Raw genomic sequence first — 21,166 nt, 5'->3', positions numbered from 1 at the left:
TTCAGGCCAGTAAATGCTCGAAANGACCTACGATTCCGCATCCGTAGAACCCAAAATCGCCAAGGCTTGGGATGAGGCCAATGCGTTTCGCGCTGGCGCGAACGCGAAGCCGGACGCGGAAACGTTCACCATTGTCATCCCGCCGCCGAATGTCACCGGCTCGCTGCATATGGGGCATGCGCTCAATAATACGCTTCAGGACATCATGGTCCGGTTTGAGCGCATGCGCGGTAAGGACGTATTGTGGCAGCCGGGCATGGACCATGCCGGCATCGCAACGCAAATGGTTGTCGAGCGCAAGCTGATGGAAAACCAGCTTCCGGGCCGCCGTGAGATGGGTCGTGAAGCTTTCATCGAAAAAGTCTGGCAGTGGAAAGAAGAATCCGGCGGGCTGATCTTCAACCAGTTGAAGCGTCTGGGCGCATCCTGCGATTGGTCTCGTGAACGTTTNACCATGGATGAGGGCTTGTCCGAGGCCGTTCTGGAAGTCTTCGTCTCGCTCTACAAGGAAGGCCTGATCTACAAGGATATGCGCCTTGTGAACTGGGACCCCAAGCTGCTGACCGCGATTTCCGATATGGAAGTCGAGCAACTGGAAGTCAAGGGCAATCTCTGGCACTTCCGCTATCCGCTGGAGAAGGGCGTTACCTACGAATATCCAATCGCTTTCGATGAGGATGGCAAGCCGACTGAATTCGAAACCCGCGATTATATCGTCGTTGCCACGACACGCCCGGAAACCATGCTGGGAGACACCGGCATTGCCGTAAACCCGGAAGACGGGCGCTACAAATCCATCGTCGGCAAGCATGTGATTCTGCCGATCGTCGGTCGCAAAATCCCGATCGTTGCAGATGATTATGCTGATCCGACCGCCGGAACGGGTGCTGTGAAGATTACTCCTGCCCACGATTNCAACGACTTCGAAGTCGGCAAGCGTGCGGGCCTTCGTGCCATCAACATTCTGAATATCGATGCGACTGTTACCATCAAAGAAAACGAGGACTTCCTGGAGGGCCTTGATCATCCCGCAGCCCTGCACGGCGCTTGGGACAGGCTGGAAGGCCAGGACCGTTTCACCGCGCGCAAGATCATTGTCGAAATCTTCGAGGAGTCAGGTCTTCTCGACAAGATCGAGCCGCACAAGCACATGGTGCCGCATGGCGACCGTGGCGGCGTGCCAATTGAGCCGCGCATGACCGAGCAATGGTGGGTGGACAACAAAACGCTTGCCAAGCCAGCCATTGCCTCCGTCCGCGAAGGGCGCACCAACTTCGTCCCTAAAAATTGGGAGAATACATACTTCCAGTGGATGGAGAACATTCAGCCGTGGTGCATTTCACGTCAACTCTGGTGGGNTCATCAGATTCCGGCATGGTATGGCCCCGACGGCCAGGTTTTCGTTGAGAAGAGCGAAGAGGAAGCTCTTCAGGCCGCTATCCAGCACTACATCGCCCATGAAGGTCCGTGGAAGGCCTGGGTCGAGGAAAAGCTGGAGAACTTCAAGCCGGGTGAAATTCTGACGCGTGACGAAGACGTGCTGGACACTTGGTTCTCGTCGGCACTGTGGCCGTTCTCCACGCTGGGCTGGCCGGAAAAGACCCCGGAACTGGCGCGCTATTATCCGACCAACGTTCTGGTCACCGGTTTCGATATCATCCCGTTCTGGGTCGTGCGCATGATGCAGATGGGTCTGCATTTCATGAAGGACGACGCCGGTAATCCAGTCGAGCCATTCCACACGATTTACATCCACGCGCTGGTTCGCGACAAGAACGGCCAGAAGATGTCGAAGTCCAAGGGCAACGTCATCGATCCGCTTGATCTGATCGACGAATATGGTGCGGATGCGCTGCGCTTTACGCTGGCCATCATGGCGGCGCAGGGGCGTGACGTGAAGCTCGATCCGGCCCGCATCGCCGGTTATCGCAACTTTGGCACCAAACTGTGGAATGCGACGCGCTTTGCCGAAATGAATGGCGTGAAGCGAGACCCGCATTTCCTGCCGGAAGCCACGACGCAGACGATCAACCGCTGGATTTTGACCGAACTTGCAGACGCTGCAAANGAGGTGACGACGGCAATCGAGAACTATCGTTTCAACGACGCGGCGAGTGCGCTTTACCGTTTCGTATGGAACCAGTTCTGCGATTGGTATCTGGAACTACTGAAGCCTGTTTNCAGCGGTGATGATGAAGTTGCCAAGACCGAAGCGCAGGCTTGCGCTGCGTTCGTTCTTGAAGAAATCTACAAGCTGCTGCACCCGTTCATGCCATTCATGACGGAAGAACTGTGGGAACACACGGTGGGCGAGGGCGAAGTGCGCCAGGGTCTGTTGTGCCACACTGATTGGCCGGTCCCGACATTCCGGGATGATGCGGCGGCGGCGGAAATCAACTGGCTGGTTGATCTGGTGTCCGGCATCCGATCGACTCGCGCGGAAATGAACGTCCCACCGGGCGCGATGGCGCCGCTGGTGATCGTCGGTGCCAACCCCACGACGGAATCGCGTCTCGACCGCCACTCGGCGGCGATCCGCCGTCTGGCGCGGGCGGATGAAATTCGGGCTGCCGATGTGGCGCCGAAGGGCTCTGCGCAGATCGTGCTGGGTGAAGCAACGGTCTGTGTGCCTCTTGGCAACCTGATCGATGTCGGTGCTGAAAAGGCGCGTCTCGACAAGGCCATCGGCAAGGCGGGTGCTGAAATGGAACGCATCGACAAGAAGCTCTCCAACGAGAAGTTCGTCGCCAATGCCGACCCTGCCGTGGTCGCAGCCGACCGTGAGCGGAAAGCCGAGCTGGAAGTGGAAATCAAGAGCCTGCAAATCGCGCTTCAACGCGTCAACGAAGCTGGCTGATTAAGCGGCAATATGGAGATTACGAAAGGCGCTCTTCATACCGAAGAGCGCCTTTTGTGCATCCATACCGACACACAAATTCCGCCGCTGTCTTTCCGCTGAAGATTCGGAACTTCTGCGCTCTTCACGCCGCTGATCCATATCCATGCCGAAACCAACCACGGCGGCGAAATCGTGGCATTTCCGAGTGAAAATTGTGGATGTGGTGCGATGGACACACTTTACGCGGTTGCTGGCATATCATGCTATCCATAAGGGTATTAATCACACTTCATTAGAATAATGACCCAACTTGTCCTGCTGAGGACGGGTTCATCAGCATTTTACGTAAATTTTTTTNGCACTGCAAAACAAGTCACCCGCCGTGCGGTAGATTGTGTTTTTTTNCAAAGCGCTGCACGGTCGTCATACGGATATTGCCTTGATTGGGGAGAGAGATGGCAACACAAAATCATTTTATAAGTGGCGCTTTGGGCCTTGCTATCGGTATGACGTCGATCACGCCCGCTTTTGCGGGTGGTTTGGATCGGGGTGGGTACAATATTGATCAACTTTTTGATGCATCGCCGTTTACATTTCAGTCCGGTGTCACCTACGTCACACCAAAACGAAAGTTGAAAAACGTCCAGGATGGTCCAGCAGGAGGTGCGTTTGTCGGTGGCTCTACCGCTGACGACACCGAGAACTACGCCATACCATACGTCGGTATTAAGGGTGGTTATGAGGACGTAGATTGCCTAGTCGATTATTCACAGCCCTTCGGTGCTCATCTTAATCCGGGTTCTACGTGGGCTGGCGCTCAAAATAACATTGAAACGAAGGTTCGAACCGACAACTACGGTTTGACCTGCTCGTATAAATTTGATGCAGGACCAGGCCAATTCAGAGTGATTGGCGGCGCGTTTTATCAGGAAATCGAAGGTTCTAAAACTCGTCTGGTGGTACCACTCCCGGCGCCCCTGAACTCTGTATATAGCGGAGTGGGACGACTCAACATGAGCGACGAGTCCTGGGGCTGGCGCGCAGGGGTGGCTTATGAGATTCCGGAGTATGCTTTCAGAGCCAGCCTTCTCTACAATAGCAGAGTGAAGTACGACCTGACGGGTAGTCTTGATCTAACCCAGATACCCTCAATTGCTGTTCCGGGTAATCCGTACGTGCAACGACGCTTTAGTGTATTCGGAGCGGCTGAAGCTCCAGATTCTCTCGAATTGAAGGTCCAAAGCGGGATAGCACCCGACTGGCTGGCCTTTGGTTCTGTCAAGTGGACGAATTGGAGTGTGATTCAGTCCATCAGCTTCTGTGAAACGCAAGGCGCTTTCCCATGCCCGGCCACAGGTGTCACATCACTTGACCTCCTGTATCGGGATGGTTGGACGGTGAGTGGCGGTGTAGGACACAAGTTCAACGACAAGCTCTCCGGAGCCGTCAGCCTCACATGGGACCGTGGCACGAGCACTGGCGTTGGAGCCTCGACGGATACCTGGACACTTGGCGCGGGCGTGCAATATGCTGTAACCGACAACATCGAGTGGCGTCTCGGCGGCGCTCTTGGTTTGCTCACAAGCGGAAGTTCGGGCCAGGTTACTCGTGGTGGCGTCGTTTACGGTAACGATGTGTCTTATGACTTTGGTAACGATATTGTCGCTGCAGTGACAACGTCAGTGAAAGTAAAGTTTTAACCCTCATTCACTCCAATTCTAACCCGGCCTCACAAGGCCGGGTTTTTTATTGCCCGCATGAAAGATTGTGACGATTTGGCAACAAATTTCTGCAACCTTCACGTAGCGTAAGAATGCGGGCTTATTTGTCCATTTCCCGCCACAAACAAGTTGCTTGTCTGTCTTCAAGAACGCGGGACGTGGAAGAATATGCAGGTTTCGAGGGTGCTGCTGCGGAAGTGGTTAATGTGAAAACGGATGTGGATTCAGTGTCTAAGCAAGTAAATGCGGGAGTTGATGTTCCTGTCTTGCTTGGCACAATCCTGACGGCGGTCAAACGCCGTTATGTTGCCGGAAACGGCGCTTATATCTGTTTNCATGCAAAGACTGATTTATCGCCGCAGATGATCACAGCAACACTCTTAAAAAGTGCGGCTGGAAAGACGCAGTGTGGTCTAAAAACGCGGCCGGGTTTGAATTGGCTTTGCAGTATTGCGTGAGTATTCGCTATACGCCGGGAAGAGTGAGAGAAGTCGGTTTAAATGCTGAAATGTGACACCAATGTTTTGAGGCCACTGTGGGCCGGACTATTGCTTGCAGCACTGGCAATGCCAGCTGCCGCATTTGATATCAATTCTGGCGTTACCAAAGAATCCGGCCCTTTCGACCTTTTCAAGTTTGGCTTCAAATCCTACAAAAGCGGTAAAAAGGACGATGCCGTCGAGGCCTATCGTTACGCCGCCGAAAAGGGCCACACAGGTTCACGTTGGGCACTTGCCAACATGTACGCCTACGGCGACGGTGTTGCCAAAAACGATTTCGAAGCCTTCAAGATCTACAGCGAAATTGCCAGCCAAGGCGTCGAGCCGGGCTCGGAAGACACGGGCTTTTTCGTCAATGCTTTGTTGTCGCTAGCTGACTACTACCGCCACGGCATTCCCGGCAGCCCGGTCAAGACTGATCTTTCTCAGGCCCGCCAACTCTATTTCCAGGTCGCTTCTACCTTTGGTGTCGCCGAGGCACAGTTCGAGCTTGCCCAGATGATCCTGGCGGGTGAGGGTGGTCGCGCAGATGCGCAGCAGGCCAAGAAGTGGCTGAACCAGGCCCGCAAGCACGGCCATGCAGGCGCGATGTCGATTTTTGGTAACCTGTTGTTTCAGGAAGGTCAGACCGTACGCGGGCTCGCTTTCATGACGGCTGCTCTGGACAAGTGTTCCGCAGTGAACTGCAAGTGGATTCAGAACATGCAGGAACAGGCATTTTCGGTGGCTGCTGAGGACGACAGACGCGTTGCGATATCACTGGCGCAGAACATCTCGGCCGGTGACGCGGACTGATCTGTTCTCGGAGGCAGGCTTGGGTGTGACCCGCTACACGAGGATGGCGGTGGGGCGGAGCCCCCTATAATCAAGACGTTTGTTGAAANTCAAAATACCCGCAGACAGGAACGTGGTCTGACGGTTTTTCCCAGGCGCGGACGTGCTTTTCGATCGAGACAGATTGCAACCTGTCTGAGGCTTCCGACGAAAGCATCAGGTGATCGATGCGGATGCCGTTGTTTTTCGGCCAGGCACCGGCCTGATAATCCCAGAACGTATACAGTCCTGCCTCATCCGTCGTCGCGCGGTTTGCGTCTGTCAGGCCAAGGTTTTCCAGTCTGCGGAAGGCTGCGCGTGTCTTAGGCAAGAACAGCGCGTCGCCTTCCCAGGCTCTTGGATCGTAGCAATCGAAGGGTTCGGGAATGACGTTGTAATCCCCAGCGAGTATAAGCGGCTCTTCCAGCAGAAGACGATCCTGCGCGAAGCGATGCAGGCGCTCCATCCATGCCAGCTTGTAGGGATATTTGACCGGGTCATCCGGTGGGTTGCCGTTGGGCAGATAAAGCGAGCAGACGCGGATGACGCCGCCGGCAACGGAGAACACGCCTTCGATAAAGCGAGCCTGTTCGTCAGCGTCGTCTCCCGGCAAGCCGCGATTGACTTCGTCCGGTCTGATCTTGGACAGAAGTGCGACGCCGTTGAAGCCCTTTTGACCGTGGGTTTCGACATTGTAGCCGAGCGCCTCAATCTCCTGACGGGGAAAGTTCTCATCGACGGATTTGATTTCCTGAAGGCAAGCGATATCAGGGTTCGAATCCTTCAGCCACTGGCAGAGGTTTNCGATGCGCGCCTTGACGCCGTTGATGTTCCAGGTGGCAATCTTCATCGGACATTCCATTGTTTGATGGAGTCCGTTTTAAACCAAGTGCTGGCGAATGCCACCCGTTTTCATTGTTTCAACAGGCGTAATAAGGGCTGGGATCAGATCGAGAAGCTGGTGCCGCAGCCACAGCTTGCGACGGCGTTGGGGTTCTTGATCTGGAACGACTGGCCGAGCAGGTTATCGACGAAGTCGATTTCCGATCCTTCCATATAGACGACGGACATGCTGTCGATCAGAACCTTGGCGTTGTCGCGGGAAATGACGATGTCGTCGGCGGTCGCGTCGCTGTCGAGATCGAACTTGTAGGAAAAGCCGGAGCAGCCGCCGCCTTCTACGGACACGCGCAGCGCCTGTTTGCCGTCTTCGGCGGCGACGATCTGGGCGATTCGTTTTGCGGCGGATTCGGAAAGCGTGATGTCTGTGGTCATTTGTTTNCTCCTGCCGGGTTCAAGAACCGGAGAGCAAAGTTTTGTGTGAAGTCCATTATAAACCAGTCAAATAAACGGTCTATAGCGTTGTCGTGTCGCGATGACGCTTTGCGGCAACCTTCAGGATAGGTATGAAGGGTAGATGAAAAGGTCAATGGCCGCACAGCAGGATAAGTCATGATAATCGATCAACGTGCACTGGGTTTCGGAAGCGGAGAGAGGGCGATCTATGCCACCGATCCCTGGACGACGCGTGGCCGATTGTTTCCAGAAGCTTCCAGCCTCACCCGTTCCGATTTTCAGCGTGACCGCGACCGCATCGTCCACACCACCGCATTTCGCCGCCTGAAGCACAAGACGCAGGTGTTCATCAGCCCTGACGGTGACCATTATCGCACCCGGCTGACGCATACGGTGGAGGTCGCGCAGATCGCCCGGGCCTTGGCGCGAGCGTTGAAGCTGGACGAGGATCTGGCAGAAGGCGTGGCGCTGGTTCACGATTTCGGCCACACACCCTTTGGCCATACCGGCGAGGATGCGCTGGATGCGATGTTGAAGCCCTATGGCGGCTTCGACCACAACGCACAATCCTTGCGGATCGTGACCAAGCTGGAGCGTCGCTACGCCGAATATGACGGCATCAACCTGACATGGGAGACGCTGGAGGGGCTGGTGAAGCACAACGGTCCGTTGATCGGCGAGAATGCGAACGGCGGTCATGGTCCCGTGGCACTTCCGATCCTCGAATATTGCCAGTTGCAGGACCTGGAAATCGGCACCTTTGCCAGCCTTGAAGCGCAGGTCGCGGCAATTGCAGATGACATTGCGTACAACACCCACGATATCGATGACGGTTTGCGGGCCAAGTATCTGACCTTCGACATGCTGGAGGAAGTGCCATTTCTAAGCGGATTGATGGCCGAGGTGAGGGCGAAATACCCCAAGCTCGATGACGACCGCTTCGCGCACGAGATTATGCGTCGCCAGATCACTCGCATGGTAGAAGATGTCATCGGCGTTGCGCAGCACAACTTGGCGAAGCTCAAGCCGACATGCGCCGCTGACATTCGCGCTGCCGATTATACTGTTGCCGCGTTCTCACCGGAGATGGCGGAAACGGACAAGCAGATCAAGAAACTGCTGTTTGCACATATCTACCGCCATGCCGATATCATGCGCATCCGGGCAGGGGCGACGCAGATCGTGACAGACCTTTNCCACCGCTACATGGAAAGCCCTGCCGAAATGCAAAGTCACTACTGGGTGGACAGCATTCCAGGCATGAGTGAAGCGGCAAAAGCCCGTCATGTCGGGGATTATCTGGCTGGCATGACGGATAGTTATGCACTGAAAGCCCACCAGCGGCTGTTTGACCACACACCGGATTTACGATAGGCAGCGGCGATTGCGGAACCGATTTCCGGATTGCCGGGACTTAGATAACAGCCTTTCGCGCAGGTATATGATGATGAACCTTTTTGCCGATTTCGATGCCAGAATCAAAAACGCGCTTGAGACGATCGATCTCGTCAAAGCCCATCGCGATACTGTCGATTTCGGCCGCATCACCGTCGAATCCCCGCGCGATCCCAGCCACGGCGACGTTGCGACAAACGCGGCTATGGTGTTGGCAAAGCCGCTCGGCACCAATCCGCGCGCTTTGGCAGAGCTGATCGTTTCAGCGCTTGAGCAAGACGAGGATGTGGACAGCGTCAATGTTGCTGGCCCCGGCTTCATCAACATCCGTGTCTCGATTGCGTACTGGCAGCGTCTTCTGGCAAACATGATCAGCCAGGGAGACGACTACGGCCGCTCAACGGTCGGTACGGGTAAGAGCATCAACGTCGAATACGTCTCCGCGAACCCGACCGGGCCGATGCATGTCGGCCATTGCCGCGGGGCAGTGGTGGGCGATACGCTTGCCAACGTGCTGGCGTTTTCCGGCTACGAGGTCACCAAGGAATATTACATCAACGATGCGGGCTCACAGATCGATGTGCTGGCGCGGTCCGTGTTCCTGCGTTACCGCGAAGCGCTTGGTGAAGAAGTGGGCGCTATTCCGCCGGGTCTCTACCCGGGCGATTATCTGGTGCCTCTCGGCCAGACGCTGGCCGATGAATTCGGAGAAAAGCTGCGGGCGATGCCTGAGGAGCAATGGCTGCCTATCGTCAAGGACAAAGCCATCGACGCGATGATGGTGATGATCCGTGAGGACTTGGCCGCGTTGAACGTCAAGCACGACGTATTCTATTCGGAACGCACGCTGCATGCTGGCAATGGCGGACCGATCCAGTCTGCCATCAACGACCTGACCTTCAAGGGCCACGTCTACAAGGGCACCCTGCCGCCGCCGAAGGGCGAGTTGCCGGACGATTGGGAAGATCGCGAGCAGACGCTGTTCCGCTCCACCGAGGTGGNTGACGACATGGACCGCGCGCTTATCAAGTCCGACGGTTCCTATACCTACTTCGCGGCAGACGTTGCCTACTTCAAAGACAAGTATGATCGCGGCTTCGGCGAGATGATCTATGTTCTGGGTGCCGACCACGGCGGCTATGTCAAACGTCTTGAGGCGGTTGCGCGCGCTGTCTCCGAAGGAAAGTCCAAATTGACGGTTCTGCTTTGCCAGCTCGTCAAACTTTTCCGTGATGGTGAGCCGGTCAAGATGTCGAAACGCTCTGGCGATTTCGTGACATTGCGGGACGTCGTGGATGAAGTCGGGCGTGACCCGGTGCGATTCATGATGCTCTATCGGAAGAATTCCGAACCGCTGGACTTCGATTTTGCCAAAGTAACGGAGCAATCCAAGGACAATCCGGTATTTTATGTGCAGTATGCGCATGCTCGCTGCAAGTCAGTATTCCGCCAGGCAAACGAGGCGTTTTCGGACCTTGATGTGTCGAAGGAAACGTTGGTTTCTGGTGCGGCTTTGATTAATGATGTCAATGAGTTGCAGCTGATTGCTAAACTTGCAGAATACCCGCGTCTGATCGAGTCGGCGGCGCTCAATCACGAGCCTCATCGCCTTGCATTTNACCTGTATGATCTGGCCAGTTCGTTCCACGGGCATTGGAATAAAGGTAAAGATCAGCCAGAATTACGTTTTGTTAACGATAAAAACCGAGAATTAAGCGTTGCCAGATTAGGGCTGGTGAATGCTGTCGCAAATGTACTGAAGTCTGGATTGACGCTTTTAGGAGCGGACGCGCCTGACGAAATGCGATAACATCTCACCATTATTTGCTCACAATACGCTGGCAAGTGCTGTGATGCGTAGATGGTGGAACACGTAATGGTCGAAAAAANTGTCGCGTATAACCGGGACGACCGGGCAGAAGAATTCGCTGACAACGATCCTTTGGCGCAACTGGCACGTCTGGTTGGTCAAGAGGATCGTCCTTCCCATGTTGCTCCCCCGGCTGCGCAGCACCCGGCGGAACGCAGGGAGCCCGAATTCAATCTTGAAGATGAATTGCTTCGCGAGTTTGCGATATACGACGCACCCCGCTATGAGCCGGTAGCGCTGGACGCGGCGAACGATGTTCGCTCATACGTTCCCGCCAATGAATTCATGCAACGTGTCGAATCGGTTTTTGCCCGCAAGGAGCCCGAGCTCGCGCCCATTGAGCAATATGCTCCTGTGGACGCTGAAGAGTATCTTGTTGCCGAACACGCTTCTGACTCTGCGGCACTGTCCAATCTTCGTGATGATTTCAGTGACGATCCAGAATCGGTCGCTGCCCTGTTCGATGTCGGACATCGTCAGGCGCACCATCAGCCTGTCCATGAAGAAGCTCCAGCCTATGTCGAGCCGATCAGCCACACGGACGTCGAGCAGTATGCGGAACTACACGAGCAGCCCGCGATCGTAGAGCCGGTTGCATCCTACCCGGTGCACGAAGAATCAGAGCCGCATTATGTTTCGCCAGAGGTCTCCCATGAGCCGAACTGGGAGCACATGGCGGAGACATCAGGCGAAGTGGCGATCGATCTTGCCAGCGAGCTGGAAATGTCTGTGGCCGAGGAAGTTGCCGCACCCGTTCAGGCGCCGCCGCCGATTGCACGTCGTTCCTCGCTTGATTATTCCAGCCTGCGTTTGCCGCTTGCCAATTTCGGTGCGCCGCGCGCTACACCCGTTGTTGCTCAGCCTGTAGAGCCACTGGTTGCCCAGGCTCCGGTCGATCAGTCGTTCACCCAGCCACTGGTGGCGCCTGCGAATCACATCGAGCCAGCACTGCCTGTCGGACAAAAGATGTCGGCCATGGACGAGCTGATTTACGACGTGGCAAAATATGAAATCAGCAATAGGGATGTCAGTGCTGCCGCGCCAGTTGCCAGAATGGAACCTGTTGTTGCCGTAAAACCTGCTATCGCACCCGCTGCTGCAATGCCTCCGGTTGCGTCTGTTGCTCCACGCGCTGAGCCATCCTTCCAGCAGCCCGTTGCCAAAGCGGAGCCCGATTTCGGCGATTTTGACACGTTCAAGGATGACGAGTTCGAACTTGCGCTCGACGATATCGATTTCGATCTCGACCTGTCGGAAATTGCCAACATCGATGTGGCAGTTGCGCCTGTTGAACAGCCAGCGCCGGTTGCTCAGGCGCCTATGCAGCCCAAGCCTGTCGTTACACCCACGATCGCTCCTGCAGCGGCAGCTGCTCCGCGCCCTCAGCCTGTCGTGGCGCCTCCAGTCGTCCGTCAGGAAGCACCGCGTCCGGTAACGCCGGTCGTTGTTGCGCCTCCCGCGACACTGGAGAGCCTGCCTTTCGACCCATCGCAGATTGGTGAAACCGAAGATCAACCTGAAACCATCACCGAGATGGAAGTGCCTGAACTTCCGGTTGGCGTGTTCGAGCCGAAGCCAGCGCCACGCCGTCATGAAGAAGATCTCGATCTCGACACCGAACTTGCATCGCTTTTCACACCTGCTGTGACGGGTGGGCTCGATCGCAACAAGAATGCCGCTGCGACACGTCAGCCTCAGCCCACGCAGGATGAGGTCGATGAATTCGAACGCGCGCTGGAGCAGGATTTTCGCCGCAGCATGCAAGAGGCTGCAGAAACCCGTGCATCTGGCGACAGAGTTGCGCCAACCGATCTCTCGCAGCCAGTCCGTTACAGCGATGAAGAACGCAGTGGCGCCCGTCGCTGGCTCGTTCCGTTCGCCGCCGTTCTCGGTGTTGTGCTCGTCGGTGGTGGGACATACGCGCTTATGTTCGGAGGTTCATCGAGCACGGGTTCGAACGGCGCACCGGTGATCATCGCTGCAGATAGCGAGCCGACGAAAGTTGTGCCGGACCATCCCGGTGGTCGTGTTGTGCCGAACCAGGACAAGGCGGTTTATGACCGTGTTGCTGGCGGCGCGCCTGCTGATCCAAAGCAACCTTCGCTTATTTCCAGCAGCGAGCAGCCGGTTGATGTGGTTCAGCGCACTCTGATCCCCGAGCAGTTACCGCTTGAAGGTGAAAACGACGAGATCGATGCCATTTCTTCGACACCGGTCGGTGAAACGGAAGACCCACGTCTGCTGTCGGCTCAAGAGAAAGCGCAGACGGCAGAGAACCAGTCCGGATCTCCGGTCAACGTTTCTCCGCGCAAGGTCCGCACCATGATCGTCAAGCCTGACGGTACACTGGTTGCGCAGGAAGTTCCTGCCCCTTCTGCATCCACAGCTGACAAGGTCGAAGAACTAGCCGCACCGCAGGCATCTCGCACAGAAGGTGCACCTGCCGTTATCGCAGCGTCGCGTGTTCCGGTCGCTCCTGAACAGCCTACCCAGACGCAGGCTCCTGCACCAGCCGCCGCTGCGCCAAAGCCAACTCAGACGGCAGCACCGCTTCCAGCGTCTCGTCCGGCTTCACAGCCAGCGAATGTTGTTGCGACGGTGACGAACCAGGGCAATGTTCGCCCGGCGCCGCCTTCGCAGCCCGCGCAGGAAACAGCTGCTGCTCCGACAGCTTCGACGAACGCTTCGTCCACCGGCGGCTACTACGTGCAGGTTGCTTCATTGCCAAGCCAGGCTGAAGCGCAGAAGTCCTATCAGAACCTGTCGACCAAATTCGGCTCCGTCATCGGTGGTCGCGGCGTGGATATCAAGGCAGCTGAGATTGCGGGAAAAGGCACATTCTACCGTGTTCGCATTCCAGCTGGCGACAAGAACGAAGCCGCAGCACTTTGTGAGCGCTTCCGCTCCGCTGGTGGTAGCTGCCTGGTCGCCCGCTGATCAAGACTTGATAAANTGAAAAGCCGGGATGGTATTGCTGTCCCGGCTTTATTGATGGCAGGATTTCAAGTAATCCGCTTCGTTCCCCACCTGCGACGTCATCCTCGGGCTTGACCCGAGGATTTACCCACATTGGACGTCGTGGTTCGTTGGATCCTCGGGTCARGCCCGAGGATGACGGTGGAGAGGGAGAGGTCTTGCTCCGGGGCCGTTATCGATCCCGGCCCCCCNGCCCAACCTCATCCCAAGTAGGACTAACCCATGACCGAATCCAAAGCTATGATCCTTGGCTGCAGCGGCCTTACCCTGACGGAAGATGAAATCGCCCTGTACAAGGCAGAGCGTCCTTGGGGATTCATCCTGTTCGGGCGAAACATCGGTGACATCAAACAGATCACAGACCTCGTCGCTTCGATGCGTGATTCTGTCGGCAGGCCTGATGCGCCTGTTCTGATCGACCAGGAAGGCGGGCGTGTTCAGCGCATCCGCTCACCTTTGTTGCAATCCTACCCGAATGCGCAGGCGCTGGGTGAAATCTACCTGCGTGACAAGGACCAAGGCTTGCGGGCGGCATGGTTGATGTCGCGCCTTCATGCGTTCGACCTGATGAGACTCGGCATCAATGTAGACTGCCTGCCGGTTCTGGACGTGCCCGTGGAGGGTGCCAGCAACGTTATCGGCAACCGCGCTTACGGTTTCGACCCCGCATTGGTGTCAGCGATGGGGCAGGCGGCGGCGGACGGGTTGAAGGCAGGCGGCATGTTGCCTGTCATGAAGCACATTCCCGGCCACGGCAGGGGCCTTGTCGATTCGCACCATGAGTTGCCGGTGGTTGATGTGCCGCTGGCTGAGCTTGAGGCGCATGACTTTGTGCCGTTCCGTGCCTTGAGCAGGGAACTGATGGCGATGAGTGCACATCTGGTTTNCACGGCCATCGATCCCGAACGGCCCGCCACCACATCGCCCAAGGTGATAAACGAAATTATCCGTGGCATGATCGGTTTCGACGGGCTGCTGATCTCAGACGATAGCTCCATGAACGCGCTTCAGGGTACGCTTGGCGAGCGGGCTGCCAATATTGTTGCTGGTGGCTGCGATATAGTCTTGCATTGCAATGGTGTGATGAGTGAAATGCTTCAGGTCGTGAAAGAGGTTCCCGTTCTTTCTGGTCGTGCTCTTGAACGTGCTGCCGCTGTCGAAGCCGGTTTTCCGGTGGCCGATGGCGCAGATGAGGCCGCGCTGAGAGAAGAGTTCAACGCCATGCTGACGGTTGCCTGATAGCTTCCCGGCCCGGCGTCCTGATAATGGGTTGCCCGGTGGATGAAGAATGGCGATAGACAAATCGCGTGGCAGCGCGCCGATGGAAAAGCTCTGGGAAGACATCAAACCAGAGCGCGCCACTGGCGAAGCGGCATTGATGATCGATGTAGCGGGCTTCGAAGGTCCGCTTGATCTCCTGTTGCATCTTGCGCGTACGCAAAAGGTCGATCTATCCCGCATTTCCGTTCTGGCACTGGCGGAGCAGTATTTGATCTTCGTCGAGCAGGCACGGCGTGTGCGCATCGAGCTTGCTGCCGACTATCTGGTTATGGCGGCGTGGCTCGCTTTCCTCAAATCCAAGCTGCTCATTCCGCAGCAAAGCAAGGATGATGGTCCAAGCGGCGAGGAGATGGCGGCAACGCTGGCGTTCCGTCTGAAGCGCCTTGAGGCTATGCGCGATGCGGCAGAACGACTGGTGAACCGCCACCATCTGGGTCGCGATATCTTCGCACGGGGTGCGCCTGAACATATTCCACACAAAAGCCGGTCTTCATTCGAGGCGAGCCTTTACGACCTGCTCAGCGCCTACGCCTCTCTTCGCCAACGTCAGGCGATCACGCAGGTAACGATTGAAAAACGTCAGGTTTGGTCGCTGGTGGATGCGCGCGAATTGCTAACGTCGATGCTCGGCGATATCGGCGAATGGACGGCTCTGGATCGCTATCTGTTGCAATATGTCGCTGATCCCGCCATGCGCGCCACGGCGATGGCAAGCGCCTTTGCAGCGTCACTGGAACTGGTTAGAGACGGGTCTCTGGAAATCCGTCAGGACGGAGCGTTCCAGCCGCTTTTCATGCGCAAGGGCATGGGCAGAGACGTCAATACTGGCGAANGGATACAGGATGTCGAGTGAGTTGGATATTGATGACGAACTCGTTTCGACAGATGGGGTAGGGGCCGAACCCACGGTCACAGAGCGGCAGGTGAATGAGGCCCAGCGCGTTGCCGAGGCGCTGGTGTTTGCGTCTGCCCAACCCGTATCCGAAGCTTTCTTAGCGGAGCGTCTGCCCAAGGGTGTCGATGTGTCCGCTCTCATGGCAAACCTCAAGCTTCTGTACCAGGATCGGGGCGTAAATCTCATACAGGTTGGCGGTAATTGGGCCTTTAGAACCGCCAGCGATCTTTCCTTCGTTATTCGTACTGATGAGAAAGAGCCTAAGAAACTGTCACGTGCGGCGCTGGAGGTGTTGGCCATCATTGCCTATCACCAGCCGGTGACGCGAGCGGAAATCGAGGAAATCCGCGGTGTTCAAACATCGCGCGGCACGCTGGATGTGCTGATGGAAGCCGGTTGGGTTCGTTTTCGGGGACGCCGCCGAACACCCGGCAGACCGGTAACGATGGGAACAACCGTCGATTTTCTCGACCATTTTGGATTGGAGGAATTGCGTGATTTACCCGGGCTGGATGAGTTGAAGGGGGCAGGATTGCTCTCTGGACGCATCCCATCCAATTTTGGGATTCCTCTGCCATCCATGAGCGACGAGTTGACCGAGGACGAGGATCCGATCACGCAACTCGACCTCGAAGAACTGGGGCTTCTGGCTCCAAGCGGAGACGAGCCCGAACGGTAACGGTGCGTCACGCCTGGGATGATCACGAAGAGTTGCCAGCATTCGGTGTCGTGGGTAGGCGTATAGTTTCTCTTCGTTTGTTGACTAGCCATTTGGTGTTTGAAAAAGCTTTGCAAACGTCCTACATCGGTTCAAGGCAAAATTCAGGGAGTTTGCGTTATGGGTTCTTTTAGTGTGTGGCATTGGCTGATCGTTCTGGTCATCGTGCTGGTTCTGTTCGGTCGAGGCAAAATCCCCGAACTCATGGGCGACGTTGCGAAGGGCATAAAGAGCTTCAAAAAGGGCATGGCTGACGAAGACCAGACGCCTCCTCCGGCAACCCCCGATACCACGACTGTGCATTCCAAGACGNTCGACCATAAGGCTGACGAGATCAAGTAATTGATCTTGCGGCGCGGCCTAATCGGGCCGCACTATCGCGCGTGTCAGGAGCATTGTAATGTTAGATATCGGCTGGAGCGAGTTGCTCGTTATTGCGATCGTGCTGATCGTGGTCGTGGGCCCCAAGGACTTGCCGCCAATGATCCGCGCTTTTGGCAAGACGATGGCCGGTTTGCGCAAAATGGCGGGTGATTTCCGTTCGCAGTTCGATGAGGCCTTGAAAGAGGCCGACATGGACGATGTACGCCAGACGATTTCAGACGTTCGCAATCTCAACCCGACGAATTCCTTGCGCAATGCAATGAACCCGCTTCGGGAACTGGGCAATGAAATCCGTTCCGATCTTAATGGTGTGACGTCAACCAGTTCTCCAGCGACGAGTGCACCTGTCGGGGCACCTGCGGTCAACTTGAGCGAACCGGAAATGAAGCTGCCGGATGGGCCGCCGATCATGGCACCCGCGCCCGTTGAAATGGCAGCCGCGTCCACTGCGCCAGTTGCTACCGTGGTACCTACTGAAAAACCGAAGCGGCCTCGTAAGCCAACGGCAGAAAAGTCCGTTCAGGAAATTGAGGCGGAGACGGTCGCCGTAAAGCCGAAACGGGCACCGAAGACGGTTTCCGCCAAGGCGACAACATCTGCCAGTCCGAAACCGGTGGCACCGTCTTCTAGTGAGCCGTCTGTTTTGACCGAGGTCGCCGCGAAGTCCGCAAAGGTCAAGGCTGCCAAAGCCACCGTTGCTGCTGGAAAGCCTGTGATCGCAAAGGCCAAGGCTATGGTGAGCAAGACCACCACGGAAAAGACGGCGACAGCGGCACCTGCCAAAACAGCAAAATTGGCCAAGGTCAAAAAGGGTGAAGCATGAGCGCCGATACTGATGATAAGCCGCAGCCGCTTATCGTACACCTCATGGAGTTGCGCACCCGACTGATCTGGTCAATCGGCGCGTTTTTCGTCGCATTTCTGGGGTGCTTCGCTGTGGCAAAGCATCTGTTCAATCTGCTGGTCATTCCTTACAAATGGGCGGTGATCTGGGCCGGATTGGACGTTGCCAAGTCGTCGCTCATCTATACCGCGCCACAGGAATTCTTTTTCACGCAGATCAAGGTCGCCATGTTCGGTGCGCTTGTGATTTCCTTTCCGGTTATCGCCTCCCAGCTCTACAAATTCGTGGCGCCGGGTCTTTACAAGAATGAGCGTGCGGCGTTCCTGCCGTTTCTGATTGCTTCTCCGCTGTTGTTTCTTCTGGGCGGCGCGCTTGTCTACTTCTTCTTCACGCCCATGGTCATGTGGTTCTTCCTTGCCATGCAGCAATTGCCTGAAGACGGCGAAGTTGCAATTTCGTTGATGCCAAAGGTCTCGGAATATCTCAGCCTCATTATGACCCTGGTTCTGTCCTTTGGTCTTGTTTNCCAGCTACCTGTGATCACCACGCTTCTGGCACGTGTGGGCTTGTTGACGAGCCAGTGGCTTAAGGAAAAGCGGAAATTTGCCATCGTCGCGGCTTTCGTTGTTGCGGCCGTGCTAACGCCACCTGACCCGATGTCCCAGATCGGTCTTGCGTTGCCCGCAATCATTCTCTACGAGATTTCCATACATTTGGCTCGACTCGTGGAGAAGAAGCGCGCTGAGGAAAATGCAGGCCGTGAGCTTGAAGATTCCAGTGACGACTGACGGTTTCCGCCAGGATCTTCTTCAGACGCCGGGCCCTTCGTCCCGGCGTTTTGTTTTTNAAAACATGATGCAAATTACGGTCTGGAACCACGATGCACGACATTAAATGGATACGCGAAAACCCTGAAGCTTTCGATGCAGGCCTTGCTCGCCGCAATGCAGAGCCGCAGTCCGCTATGCTGATTGCGCTGGATGAGAAGCGTCGGTCCGTGATTCAGACCNTGCAGGAAATGCAATCGCGCCGCAACGCGGCCTCCAAGGAAATCGGTGCTGCCATGGCGCAGAAGAACACCGAGCTTGCGGAAAAGCTGAAGGCTGAAGTCGCTGACATCAAGGACAGCATGCCACGATTGGAAGAAGAGGATCGCCAGGTCAGCGCCGAACTTACCGACGCACTGTCGCGCATTCCGAACCTTCCCTTCGATGACGTACCGCAGGGCAAGGATGAGCACGACAATATCGTTGCCCGCGTGGTTGGCCAGAAGCCCGGGTGGAATCATCCAGCCAAGGAACATTACGAAATCGGCGAAGCGCTTGGTTACATGGATTTCGATCGTGCGGCCAAACTGTCCGGTTCGCGCTTTACTGTGCTGACGAGCCAGATCGCCCGGCTGGAGCGTGCCCTCGGTCAGTTCATGATCGACCTGCACACGTCGGAACATGGTTATACGGAAGTGTCTTCGCCGCTCATGGTGCGCGATGAAGCTATGTATGGCACGGGGCAACTGCCGAAGTTTGCCGAGGACCTGTTCAGAACGACGGATGGCTACTGGCTTATCCCAACCGCCGAGGTCACGCTGACCAATCTCGTTTCCGGTGAAATTCTGGAGCAGGAAAAACTACCGCTGCGCTTCACCGCGCTGACGCCGTCCTTCCGCTCGGAGGCCGGTTCGGCCGGTCGCGATACGCGCGGCATGTTGCGCCAGCATCAGTTCTGGAAGTGTGAACTCGTGTCGATCACTGATGCTGAAAGCGCCGTTGAAGAGCATGAGCGCATGACGGCCTGTGCCGAAGAGGTGCTGAAGCGTCTCGGCCTGCATTTCCGCACCATGACGCTGTGCGGCGGCGACATGGGCTTTGGTGCGCGCAAGACATACGATCTCGAAGTCTGGCTGCCCGGACAGGACACCTACCGCGAAATCTCTTCCTGCTCGGTGTGTGGGGATTTCCAGGGACGGCGTATGGATGCGCGTTATAGGGCTAAGGGGGAGAAGGCGACAAGGTTCGTCCACACACTCAACGGTTCTGGCACGGCGGTGGGTCGCTGCCTGATCGCAGTTCTGGAAANCTACCTGAACGAGGACGGTTCGGTGACGATTCCCGACGTGTTGCTGCCATACATGGGCGGTTTGACACGTATTGAAAAGGCAGCCTGAGTACGCCGGGGAGGAGAATGTCGTGCGGATTATGTTGACCAATGACGATGGCATTCATGCCGAAGGGCTGGCGGTGCTGGAGCGCATCGCCCGCACGATCTCCGACGACGTTTGGATCGTCGCCCNTGAGACGGACCAGAGCGGACTGGCGCATTCTCTGACGCTGTCCGAACCGCTTCGCCTGCGCAAGATTTCCGATAAGCATTTTGCGCTGCGTGGCACGCCGACCGACTGTGTCATTATGGGCGTTCGCGAAGTGCTGCCGGGCAAACCTGACCTCATTTTATCAGGCGTCAATTCCGGCGCGAACATGGCCGATGACGTAACCTATTCCGGCACCATTGCCGGCGCTATCGAAGGAACATTACAGGGCGTTCGGTCCTTTGCCCTCAGTCAGGCGTTTGCTTACACCGGCCATGCAGAACGCGTTGTGCCGTGGGAAGTGGCGGAAACCTATGCGCCAGACCTCATTCGCAAACTGATCGATGTCGATCTTCCAAACGAAACGTTCCTCAACCTGAACTTCCCCAATTGCGTACCCGCAGATGTCAAGGGCGTCAGTGTCACGGGGCAGGGGAAGCTGGATTTCGGCATGACTGTGGAGCAGCGTCAGGACGGTCGCGGGCTACCCTATTACTGGCTGCGTTTTGGCGAACGACTGGGTACGTTCCTGGAAGGCACCGATATTCACGCCGTCAAGGATGGCCAGATTTCGGTAACGCCACTGAAGCTTGACCTTACCGACTACACGGTGAAAGATCGCGTGGCGAAAGCGCTTGGACTGGGAGCGAGCGCTTGAAATCCGTCATGGTCGAGAAAGAGGGGTTCGCAGCCCTGGTCTTGCGGCTGAGAGCCGAAGGTATCTCCGATATCGACCTTTTGACTGCCGTTGAACAGTGTCCGCGCTCGCAATTCGTGCCAGCACAGTTTGCAGCGGAAGCCTATTCCAGCCGCACCATCCCGATTGACTGCGGTGCCTTCATGGAAAGCGCCGACATGGTGGTGAAAACGGTCGCGCGGCTACAGGTCAAGCCTGGTCAACGTGTGCTGGAAATCGGCACCGGCAGCGGTTTCATGACAGCTATCCTCGGTCGCCGCTCGGAGCGGGTGGTTTCCATCGACCGCTACAAGACACTGGTGGAACTGGCGCAGAATCGGATGGACGATCTGGGCATTCGCAACGTGGTCATTCGGCAGGCCGATGGCGCTAACGGATTGGTGGGTGAGGGGACATTCGATCGAATCGTTTCCACGGCTGCATTCACCGCCATGCCACGGTTTTNCACTGAGCAGATCGTATCCGGCGGAATGATGATTGCACCGATCATTCTGGAAGACGGTCGCTGTGTCATGACCCGCTTTNCCAAGACCGGCAGCCGGTTTGAGCAGGAAGAGCTTTTCGAAACGCCCTATCTGCCCATCGAAACGCATATTGCTCGCTATTTGTAGCGAAATGAAAATTCGTTCCAT

The 21,166-nt window shown here is 56.4% G+C and carries 17 protein-coding genes; 15 read left to right on the top strand and 2 right to left on the bottom strand.

The features are described from left to right. Positions 1 to 13: 13 nt before the first annotated feature. From CUC55_RS17065 to exoR, 3 genes are all read left to right on the top strand, one after another. Positions 14 to 2,857, top strand: coding sequence for a valine--tRNA ligase (locus CUC55_RS17065; protein ID WP_103088607.1), 2,844 nt, complete (start codon positions 14 to 16; stop codon positions 2,855 to 2,857). 437 nt (positions 2,858 to 3,294) lie between these two features. Then, a complete protein-coding gene (locus CUC55_RS17060; protein ID WP_067643365.1) occupies positions 3,295 to 4,539 on the top strand; it encodes an OmpP1/FadL family transporter in 1,245 nt (414 codons plus the stop codon). Positions 4,540 to 5,060: 521 nt separating this feature from the next. Then, on the top strand, positions 5,061 to 5,855 hold the full coding sequence (exoR, locus tag CUC55_RS17050; RefSeq protein WP_067643362.1) for an exopolysaccharide production regulator ExoR: 795 nt from the start codon (positions 5,061 to 5,063) through the stop codon (positions 5,853 to 5,855). Between the two features lie 70 nt (positions 5,856 to 5,925). On the opposite strand, the gene xth is transcribed toward exoR, so the two are convergent. Together xth and erpA are read right to left on the bottom strand one after the other, a co-directional pair. Beyond that, entirely contained in the window at positions 5,926 to 6,723 is a 798-nt protein-coding gene (xth, locus tag CUC55_RS17045) for an exodeoxyribonuclease III (RefSeq protein ID WP_103088606.1), read from the bottom strand. Between the two features lie 95 nt (positions 6,724 to 6,818). Then, positions 6,819 to 7,148, bottom strand: coding sequence for an iron-sulfur cluster insertion protein ErpA (gene erpA, locus CUC55_RS17040; RefSeq protein WP_067643356.1), 330 nt, complete (start codon positions 7,146 to 7,148; stop codon positions 6,819 to 6,821). 177 nt (positions 7,149 to 7,325) lie between these two features. Here erpA and CUC55_RS17035 point away from each other — a divergent pair, with 177 nt between their 5' ends. The 12 genes from CUC55_RS17035 to CUC55_RS16980 all read left to right on the top strand — a co-directional run bounded on the left by CUC55_RS17035 (position 7,326) and on the right by CUC55_RS16980 (position 21,145). Further along, positions 7,326 to 8,543 (top strand): deoxyguanosinetriphosphate triphosphohydrolase, encoded by a 1,218-nt coding sequence (locus CUC55_RS17035; RefSeq protein WP_103088605.1) that lies wholly within the window; start codon positions 7,326 to 7,328, stop codon positions 8,541 to 8,543. 73 nt (positions 8,544 to 8,616) lie between these two features. Then, positions 8,617 to 10,374 carry an arginine--tRNA ligase gene (gene argS / locus CUC55_RS17030; protein ID WP_103088777.1) on the top strand — a complete coding sequence of 586 codons (1,758 nt, stop codon included), beginning with the start codon at positions 8,617 to 8,619 and terminating at the stop codon, positions 10,372 to 10,374. A 66-nt stretch (positions 10,375 to 10,440) separates the two neighbouring features. Continuing rightward, positions 10,441 to 13,371 (top strand): SPOR domain-containing protein, encoded by a 2,931-nt coding sequence (locus CUC55_RS17025; RefSeq protein ID WP_103088604.1) that lies wholly within the window; start codon positions 10,441 to 10,443, stop codon positions 13,369 to 13,371. Positions 13,372 to 13,632: 261 nt separating this feature from the next. Beyond that, positions 13,633 to 14,649, top strand: a complete 1,017-nt coding sequence (nagZ, locus tag CUC55_RS17020) for a beta-N-acetylhexosaminidase (RefSeq protein ID WP_103088603.1) — start codon at positions 13,633 to 13,635, stop codon at positions 14,647 to 14,649. Between the two features lie 49 nt (positions 14,650 to 14,698). Further along, on the top strand, positions 14,699 to 15,544 hold the full coding sequence (locus tag CUC55_RS17015; RefSeq protein WP_103088602.1) for a segregation and condensation protein A: 846 nt from the start codon (positions 14,699 to 14,701) through the stop codon (positions 15,542 to 15,544). After that, positions 15,534 to 16,265 carry an SMC-Scp complex subunit ScpB gene (gene scpB, locus CUC55_RS17010; RefSeq protein ID WP_067643343.1) on the top strand — a complete coding sequence of 244 codons (732 nt, stop codon included), beginning with the start codon at positions 15,534 to 15,536 and terminating at the stop codon, positions 16,263 to 16,265. The genes CUC55_RS17015 and scpB overlap by 11 nt, the downstream gene beginning before the upstream one ends. 159 nt (positions 16,266 to 16,424) lie before the next feature. Continuing rightward, the gene (locus tag CUC55_RS17005) at positions 16,425 to 16,646 is read left to right on the top strand and encodes a twin-arginine translocase TatA/TatE family subunit (protein WP_103088601.1); all 222 of its coding nucleotides are present in this window, start codon (positions 16,425 to 16,427) and stop codon (positions 16,644 to 16,646) included. Between the two features lie 58 nt (positions 16,647 to 16,704). After that, positions 16,705 to 17,511, top strand: coding sequence for a Sec-independent protein translocase protein TatB (gene tatB / locus CUC55_RS17000; RefSeq protein WP_067643338.1), 807 nt, complete (start codon positions 16,705 to 16,707; stop codon positions 17,509 to 17,511). Next, entirely contained in the window at positions 17,508 to 18,320 is an 813-nt protein-coding gene (tatC, locus tag CUC55_RS16995; protein WP_103088600.1) for a twin-arginine translocase subunit TatC, read from the top strand. Before tatB ends, tatC begins: the two co-directional genes overlap by 4 nt. A 92-nt stretch (positions 18,321 to 18,412) precedes the next feature. Continuing rightward, complete coding sequence (gene serS / locus CUC55_RS16990; protein ID WP_103088599.1) at positions 18,413 to 19,696, top strand: serine--tRNA ligase; 1,284 nt, start codon at positions 18,413 to 18,415, stop codon at positions 19,694 to 19,696. A 22-nt stretch (positions 19,697 to 19,718) separates the two neighbouring features. Next, positions 19,719 to 20,495: a 5'/3'-nucleotidase SurE gene (gene surE, locus CUC55_RS16985; protein WP_103088598.1), complete on the top strand. Its 777-nt coding sequence runs from the start codon at positions 19,719 to 19,721 to the stop codon at positions 20,493 to 20,495. 8 nt (positions 20,496 to 20,503) lie between these two features. Next, the gene (locus CUC55_RS16980) at positions 20,504 to 21,145 is read left to right on the top strand and encodes a protein-L-isoaspartate(D-aspartate) O-methyltransferase (RefSeq protein WP_103088597.1); all 642 of its coding nucleotides are present in this window, start codon (positions 20,504 to 20,506) and stop codon (positions 21,143 to 21,145) included. The last annotated feature ends 21 nt before the right edge of the window (positions 21,146 to 21,166 follow it).

The sequence above is a fragment of the Agrobacterium bohemicum genome, assembly GCF_002896715.1.
Classification (GTDB): Bacteria; Pseudomonadota; Alphaproteobacteria; order Rhizobiales; family Rhizobiaceae; genus Agrobacterium; species Agrobacterium bohemicum.
The sequence above is the reverse complement of the archived record's forward strand: the minus strand, read 5'-3'. Positions and strand labels throughout refer to the sequence as shown.

Excerpts from the sequence above, each read along its gene's own strand:
- CUC55_RS17060 (WP_067643365.1), top strand. The coding sequence starts at position 3,295 with ATGGCAACACAAAATCATTTTATAAGTGGCGCTTTGGGCCTTGCTATC.
- exoR (WP_067643362.1), top strand. The coding sequence starts at position 5,061 with ATGCTGAAATGTGACACCAATGTTTTGAGGCCACTGTGGGCCGGACTA.
- erpA (WP_067643356.1), bottom strand. The coding sequence starts at position 7,148 with ATGACCACAGACATCACGCTTTCCGAATCCGCCGCAAAACGAATCGCC.
- scpB (WP_067643343.1), top strand. The coding sequence starts at position 15,534 with ATGTCGAGTGAGTTGGATATTGATGACGAACTCGTTTCGACAGATGGG.
- tatB (WP_067643338.1), top strand. The coding sequence starts at position 16,705 with ATGTTAGATATCGGCTGGAGCGAGTTGCTCGTTATTGCGATCGTGCTG.